Below are 21,979 nucleotides of genomic sequence, written 5' to 3' on the forward strand. Positions count from 1 at the left end.
CAGGAGATCTTGTTCCCCTGGAGCGGCCTTGTGTCGCGAAAGGGCTGCGCAGCAGCCCCTATCCGCTACAACTCGGTATCACAGGCCACCAACTGCCTCACCAACCCTTGCGCCAGCGCCGACAACCCATACCCCACCCGGCTCACCACCCCATAGCGGGTGTAGAACGCCTCTTCCTGCTCCGGCGCCAGGTCCACCAGTTTCAGCGCGACCAGCGCCCGATCTCCTTCATAAGGCCGCAAGTTCGCGCTGCAAGCGATGCCGATGGTGTCCGAGTGCAGCACGACGTTGAGCAGCGCATAGCCATGCTCGCATTCCACGCTGGGCAGAAAATCCTGTCGCCCGCTCAGGTCGCTAAGGATCTTGCGGATGTTCGGCGGGCGAAACGTGGTGGCCAGCGGGTAGTCGAACAGGTCCCGCGCCCTTACCTCGGCCAGCTCGGTCAATGGATGCCCCCGGCGGCAACAGAAGTGCCAGCGCTGTGGCCTGAGCTTGTGCACCTGGTAGTCCGGATCGGCCTCGAACTGGCGCGTGTCGGCGACGAAGAACTCGATCTCCTCGGCAATCAGCCGGCGATTGAGCGCCTGCCAGTTGTCCACCTGGAAGCAGGTGCGCGCTGCCGGGTATTCGGCGACGAAACGCGCCACCGCCCGGGGTACCAGCCCACCGGCTGGCGCTGGCCCGGAACCGAAGCGCACCACGCCGGTGGTGGCGCCGTTGAACTGGTTGATCTCGTTGACCAGGTTGTGCGCCCCATGCACCAGCCGCCGCGAATGCTCCAGCACCAGCAGCCCCTGCCGGGTCGGTGCCAGCTCCTTGCTGGCGCGGTCGACCAGGCGACAGCCGACGTTGTGCTCCAGCGTCTGGATGCTGCGGCTGAAGGCCGATTGCGAAAGGTTCACCGCCGCTGCCGCGCCGACGAAACTGCGGTGTTCGACAAGGGCGATGAAGTGGCGGAGCTGGCGCAGGTCGATATGCATTTTCTACATGGAAACTTTCGGTGGAATGCAATTGCTGGGAAGGGTTGGGAACCTTATAAAGGGAGTCACTTATTCCACAAAATATGAATTACAAATATTTATATACATTAAAAGAATATAAGCCCGCCTGACCGCGATTCGGTTCCGTCAACGGAAATGCTCGCCTGGGCCCATGCCTCAAGGAGCATCCGCATGTCCCGACTTTCCCGTTGGCCGGCGCGCGCGTCGTCGTTCGTCCTGCAACCCCTGGCGGCCGGGGTCCTGCTGGCCGCCGCCGGCAGCAGCTTCGCCGAGCAAGCACCTTCCGCGCCGGTCGCCGAGCCGCAAGCCAAGCTCGGTACCGTCACCGTCAATGCACGGCGCCGTGAGGAGACCGCCCAGAGCGTGCCCACGCCGATCAGCGTGCTTGGCAGCGAAACCCTGGAAACCCAGCGCATCTATCGGGTGCAGGACCTGCAGCAACTGGTGCCGAGCACCAACGTGTCCTACGTGCATGCCCGTCAGTCGAGCATTTCCATTCGCGGGCTGGGCAACAATCCGGCCAGCGACGGCCTGGAAGGCAGCGTCGGTGTGTATCTGGACAACGTCTACCTGGGCCGCCCGGGCATGGCGGTGTTCGACCTGCTCGACGTCGAGCAGCTGGAGGTGCTGCGTGGCCCGCAAGGCACGCTGTTCGGCAAGAACACCACCGCCGGGGTGCTCAACATCACCACGCGCAAGCCGACCTTCCATCAGGAGGGCAGCGTGCAGTCGTCGCTGGGCGAGGATGGTTACTGGCAGACCCAGGGCAGCTTTTCCGGGCCGCTCACCGACACCCTCGCCGGGCGCATCAGCGCCTACCACACCGAGGACGACGGCTATGTGAAGAACGTCTACAACGGGCATGACCTCAATGGCGGCAAGCGCCAGGGCTTTCGCACCCAGTTGCTGTTCAAGCCCAGCGAAACGTTCAACCTGCGCTGGATCGGCGAGTACAACGAAGAAAGCTCGGATAACGGCATCCTCAGCCTCTACAGCACCGGCCCGACCATCAATGGCGTGAACCGCTACGAGAGCCTGGCGGCGCAGGCCGGCGCCACCCTGGTATCGGGCAAGGATCGCAAGGTCAATTTCGACGCCGACCAGATGGTCAAGGTGTTCCAGGGCGGCACCTCGGTGGAGGCCAACTGGACCCTGCCCAACGACTTCACCCTGACCTCGATCAGCGCGTATCGCTGGTGGGACTTCACCCCGCGCAACGACGACGGCCTCAACGTGGCGGCCGCCTACAACGCCGGTGTTTCGGTGCGTGACAAGCAGTACTCGCAGGAAATCCGCCTGGCCTCGCCCAGCGGCGGCTTCTTCGACTACGTGCTCGGCGCCTACTACTTCAAGCAGGATCTGGACAACAAGTCCTTCACTTACTACGGGCCTCAGGCCGACATCTGGAACCTGACGCCCTCCGGCGCGCTGGCCAACGTCACCACCCTCGGCAACGGCCATATCGATACCGACAGCTATGCGCTGTTCGCCCAGGGCACCTGGCACCTGACCGAGCGCCTGGACTTCACCGCCGGGGTACGCGGCACCTACGAAGAGAAAAGCGCCTGGGTGACCCGCGATGCGCCCGCCGGAGGCGCCGCGGTGACGGGCGCGGCGGCGACCGCGCGGCAGGGTCGGGTAGGGGCCTACGATTCGGGCGACCTGAACCAGTACAGCTTCGCCCCGTCCGGGCTGCTCAGCCTGGGCTACCGCTTCAGCGACGACGTGCTGGGCTACGCCAGCCTGTCTCACGGCGAGAAGTCCGGAGGCGTCAACCTCACCGTCGGTGCCGCGCCGCGCCTGGGAACCGATTCGCTGCTGGTCGGCACCGAGCGCGCCAACAACGCCGAGCTCGGGATCAAGAGCACCCTGCTGGATAGCCGCCTGCAGCTCAACACCAACCTGTTCTGGACCCAGGTGCATGGCTACCAGGCCAACGTCTACGACCAGGTCAACCGTGTGCAGTACCTGGCCAACGCTGGCAGCGTGCGTTCGCGGGGACTGGAGTTCGAGGCCACGGCCCTGCCGGTCCGTGGCCTGACCCTGAACTTCAACGGGTCATGGAACGACGTGCGCTACACCGACTACAAGGACGCGCCGTGCCCGCCCGAGGTGAGCCTGGCCAACGCGGCGGCCACTTGCGATCTCACTGGTCATCAGGTGGTCGGCGCCTCCAAGTACATCGCCAACCTCAACGGCCAGTACAAGTGGCAGCTCAGCGATCGCATCGAGCCATACGTCACCGCCAGCTACGCCTTCCGCTCGAAGGCCGTCGGCACCATCGATGACTCCGAGTACGGCCAGATCCCCAGTTACGCCATCGTCAACCTGTCCACCGGCGTGCGCCTGGATCAGGGCGACGGCGTGCTCGACCTGTCGCTGTGGCTGAAGAACGCCGGCGACAAGACCTATTTCACCAGCCTGTGGAACTCCGCCAACGGTGGCTATGCCGGCGTGCTGGGGACTCCGCGCACCCTGGGCGCCACCGCCCGTTACGACTTCTGAGCACAAGGAGCTTTGCCATGAATGCCAAGACCCAACCGCACGACCTGCCCGAGGGCGCCTGCCTCACCGCCAAGGTGCCCGACCGCGACCAGTCCCTGCTCGGCGACGTGGTGGTCAACCCGTATCGACTGGCGCCGCTGACCGCGATCATCCGCGACGGGGGCCGCGTCCTGAGCGGCGCCCATGTGCGCGTGCTGGGGCGCGGCGAGCGCGGCGTGGACATCGCCTACGAGGTGTCCGACCGCTCGCTGTGGACCTACGGCGGGATTCCGGTGTTCGGCCTGTATCCGGACCACGTCAATCAGGTGGAGGTGAGCTACAAGCTCGATGGCGAGCGCATCCGCGAACGTTACGAGATCTATGCCCCGGCGGTGCGACTGCCGGTGGTGGCGAAGCAGACCGCCGCGCTGCCCGAGGTGGAGCCGATCAAGGTCGCGCCGGGCTTCGAAAAGCGCCTGTACCTGTTCAACCACCTGCTGGCCGAAATCCCCGGGGGCCGCGCCTTCAAGTGGAACGGCCTGGGTGGGGCCGCCGAATGGGATTCGGTGGGCAACAACTGGATCGCCGACAGCAACGGTGATGTGCGCTGGTACCTGGATATCGAGCAGATTCACGATTCCAATCGTCGCGATGGCCTGGGTGGCACCATGGGCTTCCACCAGACCCGCGACGGCAAGCTGATCTGGGGCCAGGGCCAGACCTACTCGAAGTTCGACCTGCTGGGGCGCAAGGTGTGGCAGCGCGGCCTGCCGGACAAGTTCGCCGACTTCTCCCACGAGATTCGCGAGACGGCGAATGGCACTTACCTGCTGCGGGTCGGCACCAGCGACTACCGCCGCCCGGATGGCAAGCGCGTGCGCTCGATCCGCGACCATATCATCGAGGTCGACGAGGCTGGCGACGTCCTGGACTTCTGGGACCTCAACCAGATTCTCGACCCTTATCGCAGCGAGCTGCTGGAAACCCTGGGCAAGGCGGCGATCCAGCTGCCGGACGGCGTGCAGAAGCAGGACGACCGGTTGGCCAACGAGCTGGCCGAGGGCGACCTGCCGTTCGGCGACACGCCGGGGGTGGGCACCGGGCGCAACTGGGCCCACGTCAATGCCATCGACTACGACGCCGATGATGACAGCATCATCGTTTCAGCGCGGCATCAAGGCGTGGTGAAGATCGGTCGCGACAAGCAGGTGAAGTGGATTCTCGCCGCGCCACAAGGCTGGCCGGCGCGGTTGCGGGACAAGGTGCTCGAGCCCGTGGGCGAGGGCTTCGAATGGTCCTGGACCCAGCACACCGCCTGGCTCACCGGGCGCGGCACGCTGACCGTGTTCGACAACGGCTGGGGCCGCGATTTTGGCCCGACCAGGCTGGCCGGCAACTACAGCCGGGCGGTGGAGTACAGGATCGACGAGGCCAAGGGCACGGTCGAGCAAGTGTGGCAGTACGGCAAGGAGCGCGGGGATGAGTGGTACAGCCCGATCACCTCGGTGGTGGCGTACCGGGCCGATACCGATACCCAGTTCATCTACTCGGCTTCGGTGAATTTCCTGACGCCCGAGAAGCTGACGAGCACTGTGCTCAATGAAGTGCGTCGCGGCACCCAGGAGGTGGCGGTGGAGCTGAAAGTGCACAGTCGCCAGCCGGGCAGCGTGGGTTACCGGGCGCTGGTGATCGACCTCGACAAGGCGTTCTGACCCCTTCCTTCTGACCGATGGTCTAACCTCTTACGGCCCAATCGCGGGGCAAGCCCGCTCCCACAGGAACCCTGCGCTCCTTGTGGGAGCGGGCTTGCCCCGCGATTGGGCCGTTTGTCAGGGGGGTGTTCAACCATTCGTTCTTTTTTTCGAACAGCCTATTGTCCAACACCCCAACCCCCGCTTAGCATTCCGTTTGAGATTTCAAACGCTCGGCACCCAGGCGTCGAACACCCTGGTGCACGAATTCCTGATGGCCGCCCCCTTTTGGGGGCGCCTTTTCAACAATCAATAATTCGCAGTAAAGGGAAGCCGACATGCAGCTCAAAGACGCTCAGTTGTTCCGCCAGCAGGCCTTCATCAACGGTGAATGGCTGGATGCGGACAGCGGTCAGACCATCAAGGTGACCAACCCGGCCACAGGTGAAGTGATCGGTACCGTGCCGAAGATGGGCGCCGCCGAGACCCGCCGCGCCATCGAGGCCGCCGACAAGGCCCTGCCGGCCTGGCGCGCACTGACCGCCAAGGAGCGTGCCGGCAAGCTGCGTCGCTGGTTCGAGCTGATGATCGAGCACCAGGACGACCTGGCCCGCCTGATGACCACCGAGCAGGGCAAGCCACTGGCCGAAGCCAAGGGCGAGATCGCCTACGCCGCCTCGTTCATCGAGTGGTTCGCCGAGGAAGCCAAGCGCGTCTACGGCGATGTCATCCCTGGCCACCAGCCGGACAAGCGCCTGATCGTCATCAAGCAGCCGATCGGCGTCACCGCCGCCATCACCCCATGGAACTTCCCGGCCGCGATGATCACCCGCAAAGCCGGCCCGGCCCTGGCCGCCGGTTGCACCATGGTGCTCAAGCCCGCGTCGCAGACCCCATACTCCGCCCTGGCCCTGGTCGAGCTGGCCACCCGTGCCGGCATCCCGGCGGGCGTGCTGAGCGTGATCACCGGCAGCGCCGGCGAAGTCGGCAGCGAACTGACCGGCAACGCCCTGGTACGCAAGCTGTCCTTCACCGGCTCCACCGAAATCGGTCGCCAGCTGATGGAAGAATGCGCCAAGGACATCAAGAAGGTGTCCCTGGAGCTGGGCGGCAACGCGCCGTTCATCGTGTTCGACGACGCCGACCTGGACAAGGCCGTCGAGGGCGCGATCATCTCCAAGTACCGCAACAACGGCCAGACCTGCGTCTGCGCCAACCGTATCTACGTGCAGGACGGCGTCTACGACGCGTTCGCCGAGAAGCTCAAGGCCGCCGTGGCCAAGCTCAAGATCGGTAACGGCCTGGAAGAAGGCACCACCACCGGCCCGCTGATCGACGGCAAGGCTGTCGCCAAGGTCCAGGAGCACATCGAGGACGCGGTCGCCAAGGGCGCCAAGGTGCTCTCCGGCGGCAAGATCATCGAAGGCAACTTCTTCGAGCCGACCATCCTGGTCGACGTGCCGAAAACCGCCGCCGTCGCCAAGGAAGAGACCTTCGGCCCGCTGGCGCCGCTGTTCCGTTTCAAGGACGAGGCTGAAGTCATCGCCATGTCCAACGACACCGAGTTCGGCCTGGCCTCGTACTTCTACGCCCGCGACATGAGCCGCGTGTTCCGCGTCGCCGAGGCCCTGGAGTACGGCATGGTGGGTATCAACACCGGCCTGATCTCCAACGAAGTGGCGCCGTTCGGCGGCATCAAGGCCTCGGGCCTGGGCCGCGAAGGCTCCAAGTACGGCATCGAGGACTACCTCGAAATCAAATACCTGTGCATCAGCGTCTGATCGCCAGGTAAACGCTTTTACCTCTGCCAGCGGGGCGCGAGAGCGACGTCTCGCTGGCCTTTTTGACATAGCGGTACCTGGTGGCCAGGGCATGTGTGGCAGTCGATCAACGAATACTGTGCACGCCTGCATCCAGCCACCCCCGAATAAAAGCGCCGCAGAACCGGCGCAATTGAGGGCACTATGAGCAAGACCAACGAATCCCTGATGCAACGCCGTGTAGCCGCCGTCCCACGTGGCGTCGGCCAGATCCACCCGATCTTCGTCGACACCGCGAAGAACTCGACCGTGATCGACGTTGAAGGCCGCGAACTGATCGACTTCGCTGGCGGCATCGCCGTACTGAACACCGGCCACCTGCACCCGAAAGTGGTCGCCGCCGTGCAAGAGCAGCTGACCAAGGTCAGCCACACCTGCTTCCAGGTGCTGGCTTACGAGCCTTACGTCGAGCTGTGCGAGAAGATCAACAAGCTGGTACCAGGCAACTTCGACAAGAAGACCCTGCTGGTCACCACCGGCTCCGAAGCCGTTGAAAACGCCGTGAAGATCGCCCGTGCCGCTACTGGCCGTGCCGGCGTGATCGCCTTCACCGGTGGCTACCACGGCCGCACCATGATGACCCTGGGCCTGACCGGCAAGGTCGTGCCGTACTCCGCCAGCATGGGCCTGATGCCAGGCGGCATCTTCCGCGCCCTGTTCCCGAGCGAACTGCACGGCATCAGCGTCGACGACGCCATCGCCTCGGTCGAGCGCATCTTCAAGAACGACGCCGAGCCGCGTGACATCGCCGCGATCATCCTCGAGCCGGTGCAAGGCGAAGGCGGCTTCCTGCCAGCGCCGAAGGAGCTGATGAAGCGCCTGCGCGCCCTGTGCGACCAGCACGGCATCCTGCTGATCGCCGACGAAGTGCAGACCGGCGCTGGCCGTACCGGTACCTTCTTCGCCATGGAGCAGATGGGCGTCGCGCCTGACCTGACCACCTTCGCCAAGTCCATCGCCGGTGGCTTCCCGCTGGCCGGTGTATGCGGCAAGGCCGAGTACATGGACGCCATCGCCCCGGGCGGCCTGGGCGGCACCTATGCCGGCTCGCCGATCGCCTGCGCCGCGGCCCTGGCCGTGATCGAAGTGTTCGAGGAAGAGAAACTGCTGGATCGCAGCAAGGCTGTCGGCGAGCGCCTGACCGCCGGCCTGCGTGAAATCCAGAAGAAGCACCCGATCATCGGCGACGTCCGTGGTCTGGGCTCGATGATCGCTGTGGAAGTCTTCGAGAAAGGCACCCACACCCCGAACGCCGCCGCCGTAGCCCAGGTTGTGGCCAAGGCGCGCGACAAGGGCCTGATCCTGCTGTCCTGCGGCACCTACGGCAACGTCCTGCGGATCCTGGTACCGCTGACCGCCGAAGACGCCCTGCTGGACAAGGGCCTGGCCATCATCGAAGAGTGCTTCGCTGAACTCGCCTGATGTGACGCGTTACAGAAAAACCCGCTTCGGCGGGTTTTTTTTGTGCCGTTTGTAGGGCTCAGGCGCTAAGGTTGTACGAGGATTCCGTGGAAGCTGCGAAGGATCGCGCGTCATATCTGGAGACTCGCCCATGAGCACTGCCAACCCCGTACCCCCTTGCGTACTGATCGCCGAAGGCGACCCCTGGGTGCGTGACATGCTCAGCGAAATGTTGCTCAGCGTGCGTTGCGATGCCCGCCTGCAAGTCTGCGCCGATGGTTCCCAGGCGCTGAGCGCGCTGGCGAGCAAGCCCGACCTGATCATCGCCGCGCGTGAACTGGCGGGCCTCGATGGCCTTGACCTGCTGCGCAAGGTGCGCGCCAAGGGCGACCGGCCCGGGCTGCCGTTCATTCTCATGAGCGACCGCACCGACAGCGCCAGCGTACGCGAGGCCGTGCCGTTGCAACCCACCGCGTACCTGAGCAAGCCGCTCGACCTGGACAACCTGCGCAAGCGCCTGGAAAACCTGCTGCTGGAAGTGGGTGAGCAGATCGCCTGCCCGGTGCCGCCGCTGCAACCCGGCGTGCGGTTGCCGGCCTACCTCGAGCAGCGGCGCGCCACGGCCGACGGCGGTCCGCTGTTCGCTGACGTGCAGGTGGCGGTCAAGCGTGCCCTCGAGCCCCATGGCCTCAACCTCAAGGTGCTCGAGGAAGAGGTGCGCAACGATCCGCAGATCACCGGCGTGCTCATCGCCGCGGCCAACAGTGCCGCCCTGCACCGCGAGGCGCCGGTGCAGACCTTGCTCCAGGCGCTGAACAAACTGGGCAGCACCCAGAGCATGAACCTCATCCTCGGCCTGACGCTCAAGCGCAGTGCCCGCCTGGGCGATCCGCTGCTGGCGCGGCATGCCGAGCATTACTGGAACCTGTCGTTGCACACTGCCGAATATGGCCGGACCTTGGCGCGCCTGCTCGAGGTCGACGAAGGGCTCTGCTATTGCGCAGGGCTGCTGCACTGCCTGGGCGATCTGGCCGTGCTGCGTACCCTGCAGGAGTGGCGCCTGGCCGGTGGCGAGCTGGACGAGGACCAGGTGCAGCTGTCGCTCAACGAGTTCGGCGCGCCATTCGGCTCGGCGCTGCGCACCCGCTGGCGCCTGCCGCTGAACCTGCGCGAGCTGATCGCCGCGGTGTACCAGCTCGGTGGCGGCGTCTACTCCCGCGAGATCCTGGCCATGAACCTGGCTGGCCAGCTGGCCAACCTGCGGCCCAGCGAGAGCCTGGAGAAAATCGCCGGCAGCAAGACTGCGCGGTTGCTCAAGCTTGGGCTGCCGGAGCTGTCGCGGCTGCGCAAGGTGGACCCCGAGGCGGTCGCGCGGGAGGAGGCCGAGCGTCAGGCGGCGGAAGCTGCCGAGCGCGAGCAGGAGGTGGCTCCGATCGCTACGCCGGCTGCTGATGCCGAACCGGCAGAGGACGAACAGCGTCCGACCTGATCGCCGAACGGGCTTGGGATCGCTCCTACAGGTATTGCGGACGACTGTTCGTATCCATGGAAACCCTTCAGGCGTAGTTTTCCAGCCACTCCACCAACGGAATGGCAGGGAAAATGAGCACGTCCAGACACCGTGGCCTGCGCTACCAGGTCTATCGATCTCAAGCGCGAAAGCTCGCCCATGCAGTGCTGTGCATCGATCAATGTGTATCCAGGCATGGGCTTGACGCCGACACGGTGTGTTTCGAGCCCATAGACCACAGGGCTTTCGACGCCTTTCAGCTATGGGGCGAGCAGACTCACCATTTCCCTTGGGAAGAGGTGCCGCGCTGGATGGGCCGCGATCGTAAAGGTTTCGACCTGTCGCTGTGGTCCGCGCGCGAGCTGTGTGGGCTCTGCTATGCCAGTCCCCGACAAAGCAGGCGGTGTATCAAGATTATCCTGCTGGAGGGCAAGCCAGGCCCGGCGAACCCATTGAGAGGGCTGGTGGCGTCGCTGTCACTGCAGGCGGTCGCCGCGTATGCACGGATGCTCAAGTACTCGCGAATAGAGGTTCAGCAACCAGACCCAGGTGCCGAGCCCTTGTACCAGTCGCTTGGCTTCGTCCGCGATAGGGCAGGAAGCCTCGTGATTCCAGTTGCGGCAATGAGCCCGCAAAGTACTCTCCACCTATCAGAGGTGCCCATGAGCTATTCGAAAGATTCCAGAAGAGCTGCCTTGATCAAGCGCTACACGGCCCAGGCTATCGCGCTGGCGGGTGAAATCACCGACCAGCAACGGCACTTTCTTGAAGTCGGTTTCAAGGAAGGTCGGGAAAAAGAGCCTGAGGGGATCCTGGCTGGACCACGTAGCGGCCCGATCGACTACGAGTGGTGCGCGGCAGGCTCGAAGTGAATCGGGCTGCTTGCTTGCGACAGTGCGGTCAGCCTTTCACGATCTGGTTCTTGCCCTGGCGCTTGGCGCGGTACATGGCCGCGTCCGCCCTGGCGAACAGGCTATCCAGCGTTTCATCCTCGTCCTGCAAGCCAGTGAGTCCCTGGCTCACGGTGACTCCGTAAGTGTGCTCGCCATGACTGAAGCTCAACCGCTGGATCTCCCGCTGCAAGCGCTCGGCGATCTGCTCTGCCACCTGTGCGGTGCAACCTGGGAACACCGCGGCGAACTCTTCGCCACCGATGCGCCCGAACTGGTCGCCACGTCGTAGCACGGCCTTGCCGCTGTCGGCGATGCGTTGCAGCACCTGGTCGCCTTCCTGATGGCCGTAGGTATCGTTGATGTGCTTGAAGTCGTCGATGTCCAGCAGCAGGAAAGCCATCGGCGTGCCGTCCTCGCGGGCGGTGTCGAAGGCCTGCTGGGCGCACTCGAAGAAGTGCCGGCGGTTGCTGCTTTGCGTGAGCACATCGGTGGTGGCCAGGCGTTGCAGTTCGCCTTCGAGCTGCTTCTTTTCGGTGATGTCCTCGGCGATGCCGACGATAATCACGCGCTGGTCGCCCTCGCGCTGCTGGTTGATGTAGCACTTGTCGCTGAGCCAGCGCACCTCGCCGGCAGCGTTGAGGATGCGGTACTCGCGGTCCTCGACGGTACCTTTGACCAGCACCTGGGCAAGGCTGCGCTCGGCGTACTCCAGGTCGTCGGGGTAGATGGCGTCGCGCCATTCGTTGTAGTCGGCCAGCACCAGGCTGGCCGGGCGACCGAAGATGCGCTCGTAGGCGGGGCTGACATAGAGCACCTGGCGGGTCTCCCAGTCGAAGGCCCAGAGCACGGCATTGACGCTGTCGAGCAGCGAACTGTACAGCTGCTCGCGTTCGCTCAGGCGTGCTACCTCGCCTTGGGCGTGGAGCAGGGCAAGCAGTGTCTGGGCGGCTTCGGGACGGGGTGTGCCGGTGGGCGTAGGGGGGAGGTCTTTGGCCATGAGCACGGAACGGTTCTCGACGTTGGGCGGGCGGCCACGGCGCGGCCCGCCACGCGGGCGATGTGCCGAGTTTGAGTCAGGAACGCAGGGGTAAGTTCCGGTCGGCGATGCCCCGTTGCGGGGCATGCCGATCAACGGTGGTCAGGCGTTGGCAGGGCGCAGCGAGTAAGTCTTGAGTTGCGCCGCGAAGTCGCGCAGCGACTGGATGCCGCTGGCCTCGGCCTCATGCACCCATTCCTTCATGGCGGCGAGCATGTCGTGGCCATTGGCGCTGGTTCTGGCCCAGATCTGCTGCAAGGCCAGTCGCCTTTCGTAGATGGTCTTGAGTGCCTGGCTGTGGGCCAGCATCGACTCGATGCGCAAGTGATGACGATCCTGCAGCAGGCTGGTCTCGCGTGACAGCAGGCGCTTGGCGCGGCGGAAGCGGTGGCGCACCGAGGCGTCGACCTTGTCCAGCTCCTGCTTCACCAGCGGCGCGATCACCAGCTTGCGGTACTGGGCCATGATCTGGAAGCGGTTGTTGAGGATGGCCATGGCGGTGTCCATGTCCAACGACGCCTTGCCTTCGACCCGATGGGCGATGGGCGCCACGCGCTGCACCTTGGCCAGGCGCAACAGGCTCAGCAGGCGGATCCACATCCAGCCCATGTCGAACTCCCAGCGGCGTACCGAGAGCTTCGCCGAGTTGGGGTAGGTGTGATGATTGTTGTGCAGCTCCTCGCCGCCGATGATGATGCCCCAGGGCACCAGGTTGGTGGCGGCGTCGCGGCATTCGAAGTTGCGGTAGCCCACCGCGTGGCCCAGGCCGTTGACCACGCCGGCGGCCCAGAACGGAATCCACGCCATCTGCACCGCCCAGATGGTGATGCCGATGGTGCCGAACAGCAGCAGGTCGATGACCGCCATCAGGACGATGCCGCCCAGCTTGAAGCGCGAGTAGAGGTTGCGTTCGATCCAGTCATCCGGGCAGTTCTTGCCATAGATGCGCAGTGTTTCCTCGTTGCGCGCCTCTTCGCGGTACAGCTCCGCGCCCTTGCGCAGCACGGTGCCCAGGCCCTTGTGCAGCGGACTGTGCGGATCGTCGGGGGTCTCGCACTTGGCGTGGTGCTTGCGGTGGACGGCGGTCCACTCGCGGGTGTTCTGCGCCGTGGTCAGCCACAGCCAGAAACGGAAGAAATGCTTGAGGCCCGCGTTCAGCTCCAGGGCGCGGTGGGCCGAGTAGCGGTGCAGGTAGATGGTGACGCTGACGATGGTGACATGGGTCATCAGCAGGGTGACCGCGACCAGTTGCCAGGCCGACAAGTCGAGCAAACCGTAGTACCACATAACGGGAAAGACCCTCGAAAACACAGGGGGAACAGCGCACGCATTATCCCTTGGCGGGGAAATAAAACCAGTCGCCCTTTTTGATAGGAAGTCACGGCATGTTTCAGCCCTTATAATGCCCCCTCATTTTTCATGGGCTCATCCACCCGACATGTCTGTTTCCGTTCGCGACGCCTTGCGCATGGCGGGGCTCTACCTGGTGCTTTCGTTGCTTTGGCTGGCGCTGTCCGAGCTGGTGCTGCACGGCATGTCCGACGACCCGCTGGCGCTGAGCGTGGGCCGGCAGATCAACGTGGTGATCTGGGTGCTGGTCAGCACGTTGCTGATCTTCGTGTCCCGTGCCCGTCTGCTCAACTTCATCGGCATCGGCGCGCGTCTGCGCAGCGAGGATCGCGAACGCCTGCGCATGGCCGCGGCGGTGTTCGACAGCACCCTGGAGGGTGTGCTGGTGACCGACCGCAATGGTTTGATCGTGCATGTCAACCGGGCATTCATGCGCATCACCGGCTACCAGCAGGAGGAGGTCATCGGCCAGCGCCCGAGCAAGTTCAAGTCGGGCCGCCATGGCGCGCCGTTCTACCAGCAGATCTATGCCACGCTCGCGCAGAAGGGCGAGTGGAGCGGCGAGATCTGGAACCGTCGCAAGAGCGGCGAAATCTATCCGCAATGGCAGACCATCTGCGCCATTCGTGACGACAGCGGCGAGCTTAGCCACTACGTGGCGGTATTCAGCGATATCAGCGCGATCAAGCACACCGAAGACGAACTGGCCTACCTCGCCCATCACGACCCGCTGACCGGTCTGCCCAACCGTCTGCTGTTCAACGATCGGGTCGAGCAGGCGCTGGCTTCGGCGCAGGCCAACAAGCGCGGCTGCGCCCTGTTGCTGCTCGACCTCGACCATTTCCAGAGCATCAACGATGGCCTGGGCCACACCATCGGCGACCAGTTGCTCAAGCTGGTCGGCGAGCGCTTGCGCCAGCTGCTGGGCAGTGGCGTGACCCTGGCCCGCCTGGGGGGGGACGAGTTTGGCGTGCTGGCGGAGAACTGCCAGCAGGTCGGCCAGGCCGGCAAGCTGGCGCAGAGCATCATCGAGCACCTGAGAGAGCCGTTCTGCTTCGAGGGGAACCGCCTGTTCACCAGCGCCAGCATCGGTATCAGCCTGTTCCCCAGCGATGCCCTGGTTGCCGAGCAGCTGTTGCGCAACGCCGATTCGGCGCTGTTCAAGGCCAAGAGCAGCGGTCGCGCCTGTTACGCGCTGTACACCGAGGAGCTGACCGCCCACGCCCAGCACCGGGTCGAGACGGCCGGCGAGCTGCGCCGGGCCCTGGAGCAGCAGGAGTTGCGGGTGTTCTTCCAGCCGGTCCACGACCTGTGCAGCGCGAGGATGATCGGCGTCGAGGCGCTGGTGCGCTGGCAGCATCCCCTGCGCGGCCTGGTCTCGCCGGCGGAGTTCATCCCGATTGCCGAGCGTACGGGCCTGATCGCCGAGATCGATGCCTGGGTTCTGGGGCAGGCCTGCCGGCAGATGGTGAAATGGCAGGCCGACGGCCGACGCCTGGCGTTCGTGGCGGTGAACATCTCCAGTCGGTTGTTCAGCCAGCGCGACCTTTACCGCCAGGTCGCCGACATCCTGCTCGACACCGGCCTGGACCCGGCCTTGCTGGAGCTGGAAGTCACCGAGAGTGCGGTGATGGAGGATCCGGAGGTGGCGCTGGAGCAACTGCACCGCCTGCGTGAGCTCGGGCTGAACCTGGCCATCGACGACTTCGGCACGGGATACTCGTCGCTGTTGCGGCTCAAGCGGCTGCCGGTGCAGAAGCTGAAGATCGACCAGGGCTTCGTCGCCGGGCTGCCCCATGACGAGGATGACATCGCCATCGTCCGGGTGATCATCGCCCTGGCGCGCAGCATGGGCATGCAGGTGCACGCCGAGGGCATCGAACAGGCCGAGCAGGCGCGCTTCCTGCTGGCGCAGCAATGCCAGTTGGGGCAAGGCTACTGGTTCGGGCGACCGGTGCCGGCGACGGAGCTGCACTGGGGCTGACATCGCATCGCGGGTAATCCGCGCACCCTGTGGGCGCGGGCTTGCCCGCGAAGCTTTCAACGCTTGTTCAAACCCTTGGCCAGGCGGTCCCCGCCCAGCTGGATCACCGCCACCAATGCCACCAGCATCACGATCACGGTCAGCATGATCTGGCTGTCGAAGCGCTGGTATCCATATCGATAGGCGATATCTCCCAATCCGCCTGCACCGATCGCCCCAGCCATGGCCGACGAGTTGATCAGCGTCACCAGGGTGATGGTGAAGCCGCCGACGATCCCCGGCAGCGCCTCGGGCAGCAGCACATGCCAGACGATGTGCCAGCGCCGGCAGCCCATGGCCTGGGCCGCTTCGATCAGCCCATGATCGACCTCGCGCAGGCTCACCTCGGCAATCCGCGCGAAAAACGGTGTCGCCGCGATGGTCAGGGGCACAACCGCCGCCCACACACCGTAGGTGGTGCCGACCACCAGGCGGGTGAAGGGGATCAGCGCGACCATCAGGATCAGGAACGGGATCGAGCGGAATAGATTGACGACGGCACCCAGCACCCGATTCAGCGCTGGCGCCTCGAAGATCCCGCCCTTGTCGCTGGTGACCAGCAGCACCGCCATCGGCACGCCGACGATCAGCGCGACCAGCGATGACACACCGACCATCAGCAAGGTGTCGAGCAAGCCTTGCAGCAAACGCTCAATCCACATGGCCCAGCACCTCTACGTCCGTGGCCCAGCGACGGGCTTGCTCCAGCAGTTGACGAGTGTCCAGCGGCGAGCCGCGCACGGACAGAATGAGTTGCCCCAGGGCATGTTCGCCGATGGTTTCGATGCCGCCCTGCAGTAGGCGCACCCGCCCACCCAGGTCGGCGAACAAGGCGCTGAGTTCCGGCTCGCCGACCAGGCCGAGCTTGAGTACCACGGCCGCGTCACGGCTGGCAGGGCTGGCGCGCAGGCCGGCTTGCAAGGCTTCGGGGAGTCGCGCTTGCAAGGGGGCCAGCAGGGTGCGGGTGACCTCGTGGCGCGGCGCGCCGAACACCTGCCAGACCTCGCCCTGTTCGACCACCTCGCCACGTTCGAGCACGACCACGCGGTGGCAGATATCGCGGATCACCGCCATTTCATGGGTGATCAGTACCACGGTCAGGCCCAGGCGCCGGTTGATGTCGCGCAGCAGTTCGAGGATCGCGGCGGTGGTTTCCGGGTCCAGCGCCGAGGTGGCTTCGTCGCACAGCAGTATCTCGGGGTCGTGTACCAATGCCCGGGCGATGCCGACCCGCTGCTTCTGCCCACCCGACAGTTGTGCCGGGTAGACGTGGTGCTTTTCCGCCAGGCCGACCAGTTCCAGCAGCTCGCGCACCTTGCGTTGGCGCTCGGCCTTGGCCACGCCGGCCACCTTCAGCGGCAGCTCGACGTTCTGCCACACGGTCTTGGCCGACATCAGGTTGAAGTGCTGGAAGATCATGCCGATGCGCCGGCGCAGGGCCACCAGGCGGTCCTCGTCGAACGGCGCGATATCCACCTGGTCGATCAGTACCCGGCCCTGGCTGGGTTGCTCCAGGCGGTTGATGGTGCGCAGCAGCGACGACTTGCCGGCGCCGCTGCGGCCGATGATGCCGAAGATCTCGCCCCGGCGGATGTTCAGGTCGATGCCTTGCAGTGCCGGCTGGCCCTGGCCCGGATAGGTCTTGCCCAGGCCGATGAAGCGGATGTGCGCCTGGTTCACCTCAGGACGCAGGGCCGTTTCCTCGGCCTTGAACGGTTCGGCGGGGGGGACGGGCGCCCTGAGGGCGCTGGCCTGGGCCATGTCAGCCTTCCCAGCCGGCCTGGTAGAGCTTGCCATGGGCCTTGTCCAGGGCGGCGCGCACGACCGGCGAGTGTTGGTAGATATCGACGAACCTGGCCAGGCGCGGGTCGTTTTTCTCCTGCGGGCGGATGACGAACTGGATCACGTATTCCTTGTTCTCCAAGCCATCGAACAGCAATGCCGAGGTGGCGTCGAAGCTGTTGGCCAGGCGGATATAGGCCGGATAGCCCTGGACCAGATCGGCGTCGTCATAGGCACGTACCAGTTGCACCGCTTCGACCTGGAGGATCTTGATCTTCTTCGGGTTGGCGACGATGTCGTCCTCGGTGGCCTTGTAGCCCACGCCCGGCTTGAGGCTGATCAGCCCGGCCTTGGCCAGCAGTTGCAGGCCGCGACCGCTGTTGATCGGGTCGTTGGCGATGGCCACGCTGGCGCCTTCGGGCAGCTCGGCGAAGTTTTTGTAGCGCTTCGAGTACAGGCCGACGTTGTTGATGATGCCCGGCGCGTACGGCACCAGGTCGAAGCCGGCGGCGGCCTTGGCGTTTTCCAGGAACGGAATGTGCTGGAAGTAGTTCACGTCGATGTCGCCGCTGTTGAGGCTGACATTGGGCGCGATCCAGTCGCTGAACTCGATCAGCTTCACTTCCAGGCCCTGTTTATGTGCCTCCTCCACTGCCGCTTCCAGCGGGATGGCGAAGGCGGCGGTGGTGCCGATCTTCAGCGGCTCGGCAGCAAGGCTGCTGGTGGCCAGGCCGAGGCCCAGGGCGATGGCCGCGACGGGCCGGAACAGTTTTTCAAGCATGGTGCAGGGCTCCAGTCAGGGCAGGGTTGTGGCGATAGGCCGCGCCGGGATGGTCGGCGGGCAGGCGGGCATCGGCGCTGGCGAACAGTTTCTGGCGCAGGCTGCCTTCGGCGTAGGCGGTCTTGTAGCGACCACGGCGTTGCAGGGCAGGGATCACCAGCTCGATGAAGTCTTCGAAGCTTTCCGGGGTGACGGTGCGGGTCAGGTTGAAACCGTCCAGACCGGTTTCGTCGATCCAGGCGATCAGTTGCTCGGCCACCTGCTCGGGGTCGCCGACCACGGTCACGTAGCGACCGCCCAGGGCGTGCTGTTCGAGCAGGCGCCGTCGGGTCCAGGCGCTTTCCTGCAGCTGGCGGGTGGCGGACTGGATGGCATTGCCCTTGGCGAAGCCGATGGGCTCGTCCAGCTCGTAGCGCGAGAAGTCGATGCCGGTGGAACTGGCGAAGTGCGCGACCCCGGCCTCGGCGCTGGCGTAGCGCAGGTATTCGGCATGCTTGGCCTGGGCCTGGGCCTCGGTCGGCGCGACGATCACGGTGATGCCCATGAACACCCTGACGGCCTGTGGATCACGCCCGGCCGTCTTGGCCGCGGCGCGTACCTTGTCGACCTGGACGCGGGTGCCAGCCTTGGTCTGGCCGCCGATGAACACGCATTCGGCGTGGTTGCCGGCGAAGGCCAGCCCGCGCGCCGAAGTGCCGGCCTGGAACAACACCGGCGTGCGTTGGGGCGAGGGCTCGCACAGGTGATAGCCCTCGACCTTGTAGAACTCGCCATGGTGCTCGACCTTGCGCACCTTGCCTGGATTGGCATAGATGCGCCGCTCGCGGTCGGCGATGACCGCGTCGTCGTCCCAGCTGCCTTCGAGCAGCTTGTACAGCACCTGCAGGTATTCATCGGCCTGGTCGTAGCGCCGGTCGTGCTCGGGTTGCTGCGCCAGGCCCATGGCCCGCGCGGCGCTGTCGAGGTAGCCGGTGACGATGTTCCAGCCGACCCGGCCGTTGCTCAGGTGGTCGAGGGTGGAAAGACGCCGGGCGAACAGGTAGGGCGCCTCGTAGGTGAGGTTGGCGGTGAGGCCGAAGCCCAGGTGCCTGGTCACCGCGGCCATGGCCGAGACCAGCAGCAGCGGGTCGTTGACCGGCAGCTGGATGGCCTCTTTCAGCGGCACGTCCACCGACTGGCCATAGACGTCGTAGGTGCCGACGATGTCGGCGATGAACAGTCCGTCGAACAGTCCGCGTTCCAGCAGGCGAGCGAGGTCGGTCCAGTAGGCCAGGGTCTTGTACTGGGTCGAGGTGTCCCGTGGGTGGGTCCACAGGCCGTGGTTGATGTGCCCGATGCAGTTCATGTTGAAGGCGTTGAGCAGAATCTCGCGGGCCATCAGATGGTCCCCCGGCGTGGTGGTTTCTCGTCGTTGAGGTAGTAGTTGCCGATGGCGTGGTACTTCCAGCGCACCGGGTCGTGCAGGGTATGCACGCGGGCGTTGCGCCAGTGGCGGTCGAGGTTGTGCTCGGCCAGGGTGGCCTGGCTGCCGGCCAGTTCGAACAGCGTGGTGCCGGCGGCCAGGGAAATCTCGGTGCTGATCGCCCGGGCCTCGGCCACGGCGATCGAGGCGGCGGCGAGGGTTTCGGCGTTGCTGTCGGCCTGGGCGATATCGAGGATTTCCCCGGCACGCTCGAGCAGCGCCTCGGCGGCGTGCAGGCGGATCGCCAGGTGGCCGAAGCTCTTCAGCGTGAGCGGGTCGTCGCTGGCCTTGTCGACGCCGGAGTCGATCCACGGGCGGCTGCGGGTGCGCACGAAATGCAAGGCGTCCTCGAAGGCGGCGCGGGCGATGCCGGTGTCGATGGCGGCGTGAAGGATCTGTGCCAGCGGGCCGACCGTGGTCGGGCGCTCGAAGGCGCTCTGGAACGGCACCACGTCCTCGGCACGGACCGCCACGTGGTTGAACACCACCGAGCCGCTGCCGGTGGTGCGCTGGCCAAAGCCGCTCCAGTCGTCGATCACTTCGATACCCTGGCTGTCGGCGGGCACGAAGGCCAGGTGCGACACGCCTTGTTCGTCGATCACCAGGGTCGGGATACGCTGGGCGTAGATCGCGCCGGTGCAGTAGAACTTGCGACCATCGATACGGAAATGATCGCCGTCGCGGGTCAGGCGGGTGGTGCGTTCGTGGGCATTCTTGGTACCGAGTTCGGCCAGCGCGTTGCCAAAGCGCTTGCCAGCCAGGACCTCGGCATACAGGCGTTGCTGCTGCTCGGGCGTGCCGTTTACCCGCAGCACTTCCAGGGCGTAGAAGTGGTTCTGTGGAATCTGCCCGATCGAGGCGTCGGCCTGGGCGATACGGGCAACGACCTTGGCCAGGGTCGCGCTGGACACGCCGGCACCGCCGTGAGCCTTGGGCACGCTGATGCCCCACAGGCCGGTCTGCACGAAATGCTCGAGCTCGGCGTGGGGCAGGCGGCGTTCGCGGTCGCGCGTGGCGCTGTCGTGGCGCAGTGATTGGGCGATTTCTTCGGCGACGGCCAGGGCCTGGGCGTCGCTGGTGATGAGGGATGCAGTCATTGTGCTCTCCAGGCCCCATCGCGGGGCCAGCCCGCTCCCACGAGCGTGCGTGGGAGCGGGCTGGCCCCGCGATGGGTCGATAATCAGATCCAGGAATGGCGGGCGGGCAGGGTGCCGTTGAGGTAGTAGGCGCCGACGGCGTGATACTTCCAGCGCACCGGGTCATGCAGGGTGTGGACCCGGGCGTTGCGCCAGTGCCGGTCGAGGTTGAACTCGGCCAGGCTGGCGCGGCTGCCGGCCAGCTCGAACAGTTTCTCGCTCGCTTGCAGCGCGATTTCGGTGGTGAGCACCTTGGCCTCGGCCACGGCGATCGAGGCGCGCGCGGCGGCGGCATCGTCGATGGGCGCCGCGTTGACTTCGTCGAGCACTTTGGCGGCTTTGCGCAGCAATGCCTCGGCGGCATGCAGATCAAGCTTCAGGCGACCAATGTCGGCGATCACATAGGGGTCGTCGCTGTTGCGCTCGACCTTGGCTTCGATCCACGGCCGTGACTTCTCCCGGACGAAGCTGATCGCGTCGTCGATGGCCGCTTCGGCGATACCGGCATCGATGGCCGCCTGGATCAACTGCGAGGCGGCGCCCTGAATGCTGGGCAGCTCGCGATGACGCCAGTTGTCCAGGACCAGGTCGGCCTCCACCGGCACCTGGTCAAGCAGCACGGTGCCGCTGGCGGTGGTGCGTTGGCCGAAGCCGGACCAGTCGTCGACGATGCGCAGCCCCGGGCTGCCCCGGCGCACGAACGCCAAGCGCTGGCGGCCTTCGTCGTCCAGGGCCTTGACCGCCACCCAATGGGCGAACAGGGCGCCGGTGGAGTAGAACTTCTCTCCGCTGATGCGATAGCCGTCGCCATCACGGCTGATGCGTGCCTTGAGCGTCAGGGTGTCCTTGGTGCCGCGCTCGGGGCCGGCGTTGCCGATGCGCCAGCCGTCGAGCACGGCGCGGAAGATCGCTTCCTGCTGCGCCTGACTGGCGGTCAGGCGGACCAGCTGCAGGATGCCGAACTGGTTCTGCGGGATCTGCCCCAGCGCGGGGTCGGCGGCGCTGATCAGGCGGAACACTTCGGCGATGGTCGCAAAGCTCACCTCGGGGCCGCCGAAGGCCCTGGGCACGCTGATGCTGCCCAGGCCGCTGCGGGTGAACTGCTCGATCTCGGCCCAGGGCAGCTTGCGCTGCTGGTCACGCCTGGCCGCCTGCTGGCGGGCCACCTCGGCCAGTTCACGGGCGGCCTGCAGGGCCTCTTCGTCGTTGCGCAGCACCTTGGCTGGCAGCAGCAGCGGCGAGCTGTCGACATCGCTGTGGAATTGGGTAGTTGGCTGGCTGGACATCAGTACCGCTCCTTGGCTGCACTCAATGCCCTGGCGTTGGCCACTGGGGTGATTGTGATCCTGACCATTCCTTACCTCACAAAGTTGAAGACGTCGCCTCGATGGCGACCGACGTTTGCTGGTCCGGTGGTCCGGTCGATATACCCTATTCGTTTAGAAAAAGTTTATGAACTACCGTTTAGGAATATGGATAGAAGTGTTGCTGGGGCTATGGAAGCAACGGTCTTGCTCAGGTTCCTCGATCTTGCGCGATCCCTGTGAGAGAGTGCCTGAAATAGCTGGGCATCCTGTGGGAGCGGCTTTAGCCGCGAACACGGGCGAAG

At 65.3% G+C, this 21,979-nt stretch carries 16 protein-coding genes; 7 read left to right on the plus strand and 9 right to left on the minus strand.

The features are described from left to right. Window positions 1-65 precede the first annotated feature (65 nt). Window positions 66-980 carry a LysR family transcriptional regulator gene (locus N5D48_RS08720; RefSeq protein WP_279883132.1) on the minus strand — a complete coding sequence of 305 codons (915 nt, stop codon included), beginning with the start codon at window positions 978-980 and terminating at the stop codon, window positions 66-68. 192 nt (window positions 981-1,172) lie between these two features. Here N5D48_RS08720 and N5D48_RS08725 point away from each other — a divergent pair, with 192 nt between their 5' ends. The 6 genes from N5D48_RS08725 (at window position 1,173) to N5D48_RS08750 (ending at window position 10,779) form a co-directional block, all read left to right on the plus strand. Then, window positions 1,173-3,506 carry a TonB-dependent receptor gene (locus tag N5D48_RS08725; RefSeq protein WP_279883134.1) on the plus strand — a complete coding sequence of 778 codons (2,334 nt, stop codon included), beginning with the start codon at window positions 1,173-1,175 and terminating at the stop codon, window positions 3,504-3,506. A 17-nt stretch (window positions 3,507-3,523) separates the two neighbouring features. Then, window positions 3,524-5,197, plus strand: a complete 1,674-nt coding sequence (locus N5D48_RS08730) for an aryl-sulfate sulfotransferase (RefSeq protein ID WP_279883136.1) — start codon at window positions 3,524-3,526, stop codon at window positions 5,195-5,197. 317 nt (window positions 5,198-5,514) lie between these two features. Further along, window positions 5,515-6,957: an NADP-dependent succinate-semialdehyde dehydrogenase gene (gene gabD, locus N5D48_RS08735; protein ID WP_279883138.1), complete on the plus strand. Its 1,443-nt coding sequence runs from the start codon at window positions 5,515-5,517 to the stop codon at window positions 6,955-6,957. A gap of 183 nt (window positions 6,958-7,140) precedes the next feature. Next, window positions 7,141-8,418 (plus strand): 4-aminobutyrate--2-oxoglutarate transaminase, encoded by a 1,278-nt coding sequence (gene gabT, locus N5D48_RS08740; RefSeq protein ID WP_279883140.1) that lies wholly within the window; start codon window positions 7,141-7,143, stop codon window positions 8,416-8,418. A gap of 130 nt (window positions 8,419-8,548) precedes the next feature. After that, the gene (locus N5D48_RS08745; RefSeq protein ID WP_279883142.1) at window positions 8,549-9,886 is read left to right on the plus strand and encodes a response regulator; all 1,338 of its coding nucleotides are present in this window, start codon (window positions 8,549-8,551) and stop codon (window positions 9,884-9,886) included. Between the two features lie 113 nt (window positions 9,887-9,999). After that, a complete protein-coding gene (locus tag N5D48_RS08750) occupies window positions 10,000-10,779 on the plus strand; it encodes a hypothetical protein (protein ID WP_279883144.1) in 780 nt (259 codons plus the stop codon). Between the two features lie 28 nt (window positions 10,780-10,807). On the opposite strand, the gene N5D48_RS08755 is transcribed toward N5D48_RS08750, so the two are convergent. Next, a complete protein-coding gene (locus N5D48_RS08755) occupies window positions 10,808-11,797 on the minus strand; it encodes a sensor domain-containing diguanylate cyclase (protein ID WP_279883146.1) in 990 nt (329 codons plus the stop codon). Between the two features lie 141 nt (window positions 11,798-11,938). Further along, a complete protein-coding gene (desA, locus tag N5D48_RS08760) occupies window positions 11,939-13,123 on the minus strand; it encodes a delta-9 fatty acid desaturase DesA (RefSeq protein WP_279883148.1) in 1,185 nt (394 codons plus the stop codon). A 151-nt stretch (window positions 13,124-13,274) separates the two neighbouring features. On the opposite strand from desA, the gene dibA reads away from it, so the two are divergent. Further along, entirely contained in the window at window positions 13,275-15,170 is a 1,896-nt protein-coding gene (gene dibA / locus N5D48_RS08765) for a phosphodiesterase DibA (protein ID WP_279883150.1), read from the plus strand. Between the two features lie 56 nt (window positions 15,171-15,226). Here the strand turns inward: dibA and N5D48_RS08770 are convergent, their stop codons facing one another. The 6 genes from N5D48_RS08770 to N5D48_RS08795 all read right to left on the minus strand — a co-directional run bounded on the left by N5D48_RS08770 (window position 15,227) and on the right by N5D48_RS08795 (window position 21,656). Next, on the minus strand, window positions 15,227-15,871 hold the full coding sequence (locus N5D48_RS08770; protein ID WP_279883151.1) for an ABC transporter permease: 645 nt from the start codon (window positions 15,869-15,871) through the stop codon (window positions 15,227-15,229). Then, window positions 15,861-16,970, minus strand: coding sequence for a methionine ABC transporter ATP-binding protein (locus tag N5D48_RS08775; RefSeq protein WP_279883153.1), 1,110 nt, complete (start codon window positions 16,968-16,970; stop codon window positions 15,861-15,863). The genes N5D48_RS08770 and N5D48_RS08775 overlap by 11 nt, the downstream gene beginning before the upstream one ends. Before the next feature lies 1 nt (window position 16,971). After that, window positions 16,972-17,772 carry a MetQ/NlpA family ABC transporter substrate-binding protein gene (locus tag N5D48_RS08780; protein ID WP_279883155.1) on the minus strand — a complete coding sequence of 267 codons (801 nt, stop codon included), beginning with the start codon at window positions 17,770-17,772 and terminating at the stop codon, window positions 16,972-16,974. Continuing rightward, window positions 17,765-19,150 (minus strand): LLM class flavin-dependent oxidoreductase, encoded by a 1,386-nt coding sequence (locus tag N5D48_RS08785; RefSeq protein ID WP_279883157.1) that lies wholly within the window; start codon window positions 19,148-19,150, stop codon window positions 17,765-17,767. Before N5D48_RS08785 ends, N5D48_RS08780 begins: the two co-directional genes overlap by 8 nt. After that, window positions 19,150-20,331, minus strand: a complete 1,182-nt coding sequence (locus tag N5D48_RS08790; protein WP_279883159.1) for an SfnB family sulfur acquisition oxidoreductase — start codon at window positions 20,329-20,331, stop codon at window positions 19,150-19,152. The genes N5D48_RS08785 and N5D48_RS08790 overlap by 1 nt, the downstream gene beginning before the upstream one ends. Before the next feature lie 83 nt (window positions 20,332-20,414). Further along, entirely contained in the window at window positions 20,415-21,656 is a 1,242-nt protein-coding gene (locus N5D48_RS08795; RefSeq protein ID WP_279883161.1) for an SfnB family sulfur acquisition oxidoreductase, read from the minus strand. Between the last annotated feature and the right edge of the window lie 323 nt (window positions 21,657-21,979).

This window comes from Pseudomonas sp. GD03858 (genome assembly GCF_029840925.1).
GTDB lineage: Bacteria > Pseudomonadota > Gammaproteobacteria > Pseudomonadales > Pseudomonadaceae > Aquipseudomonas.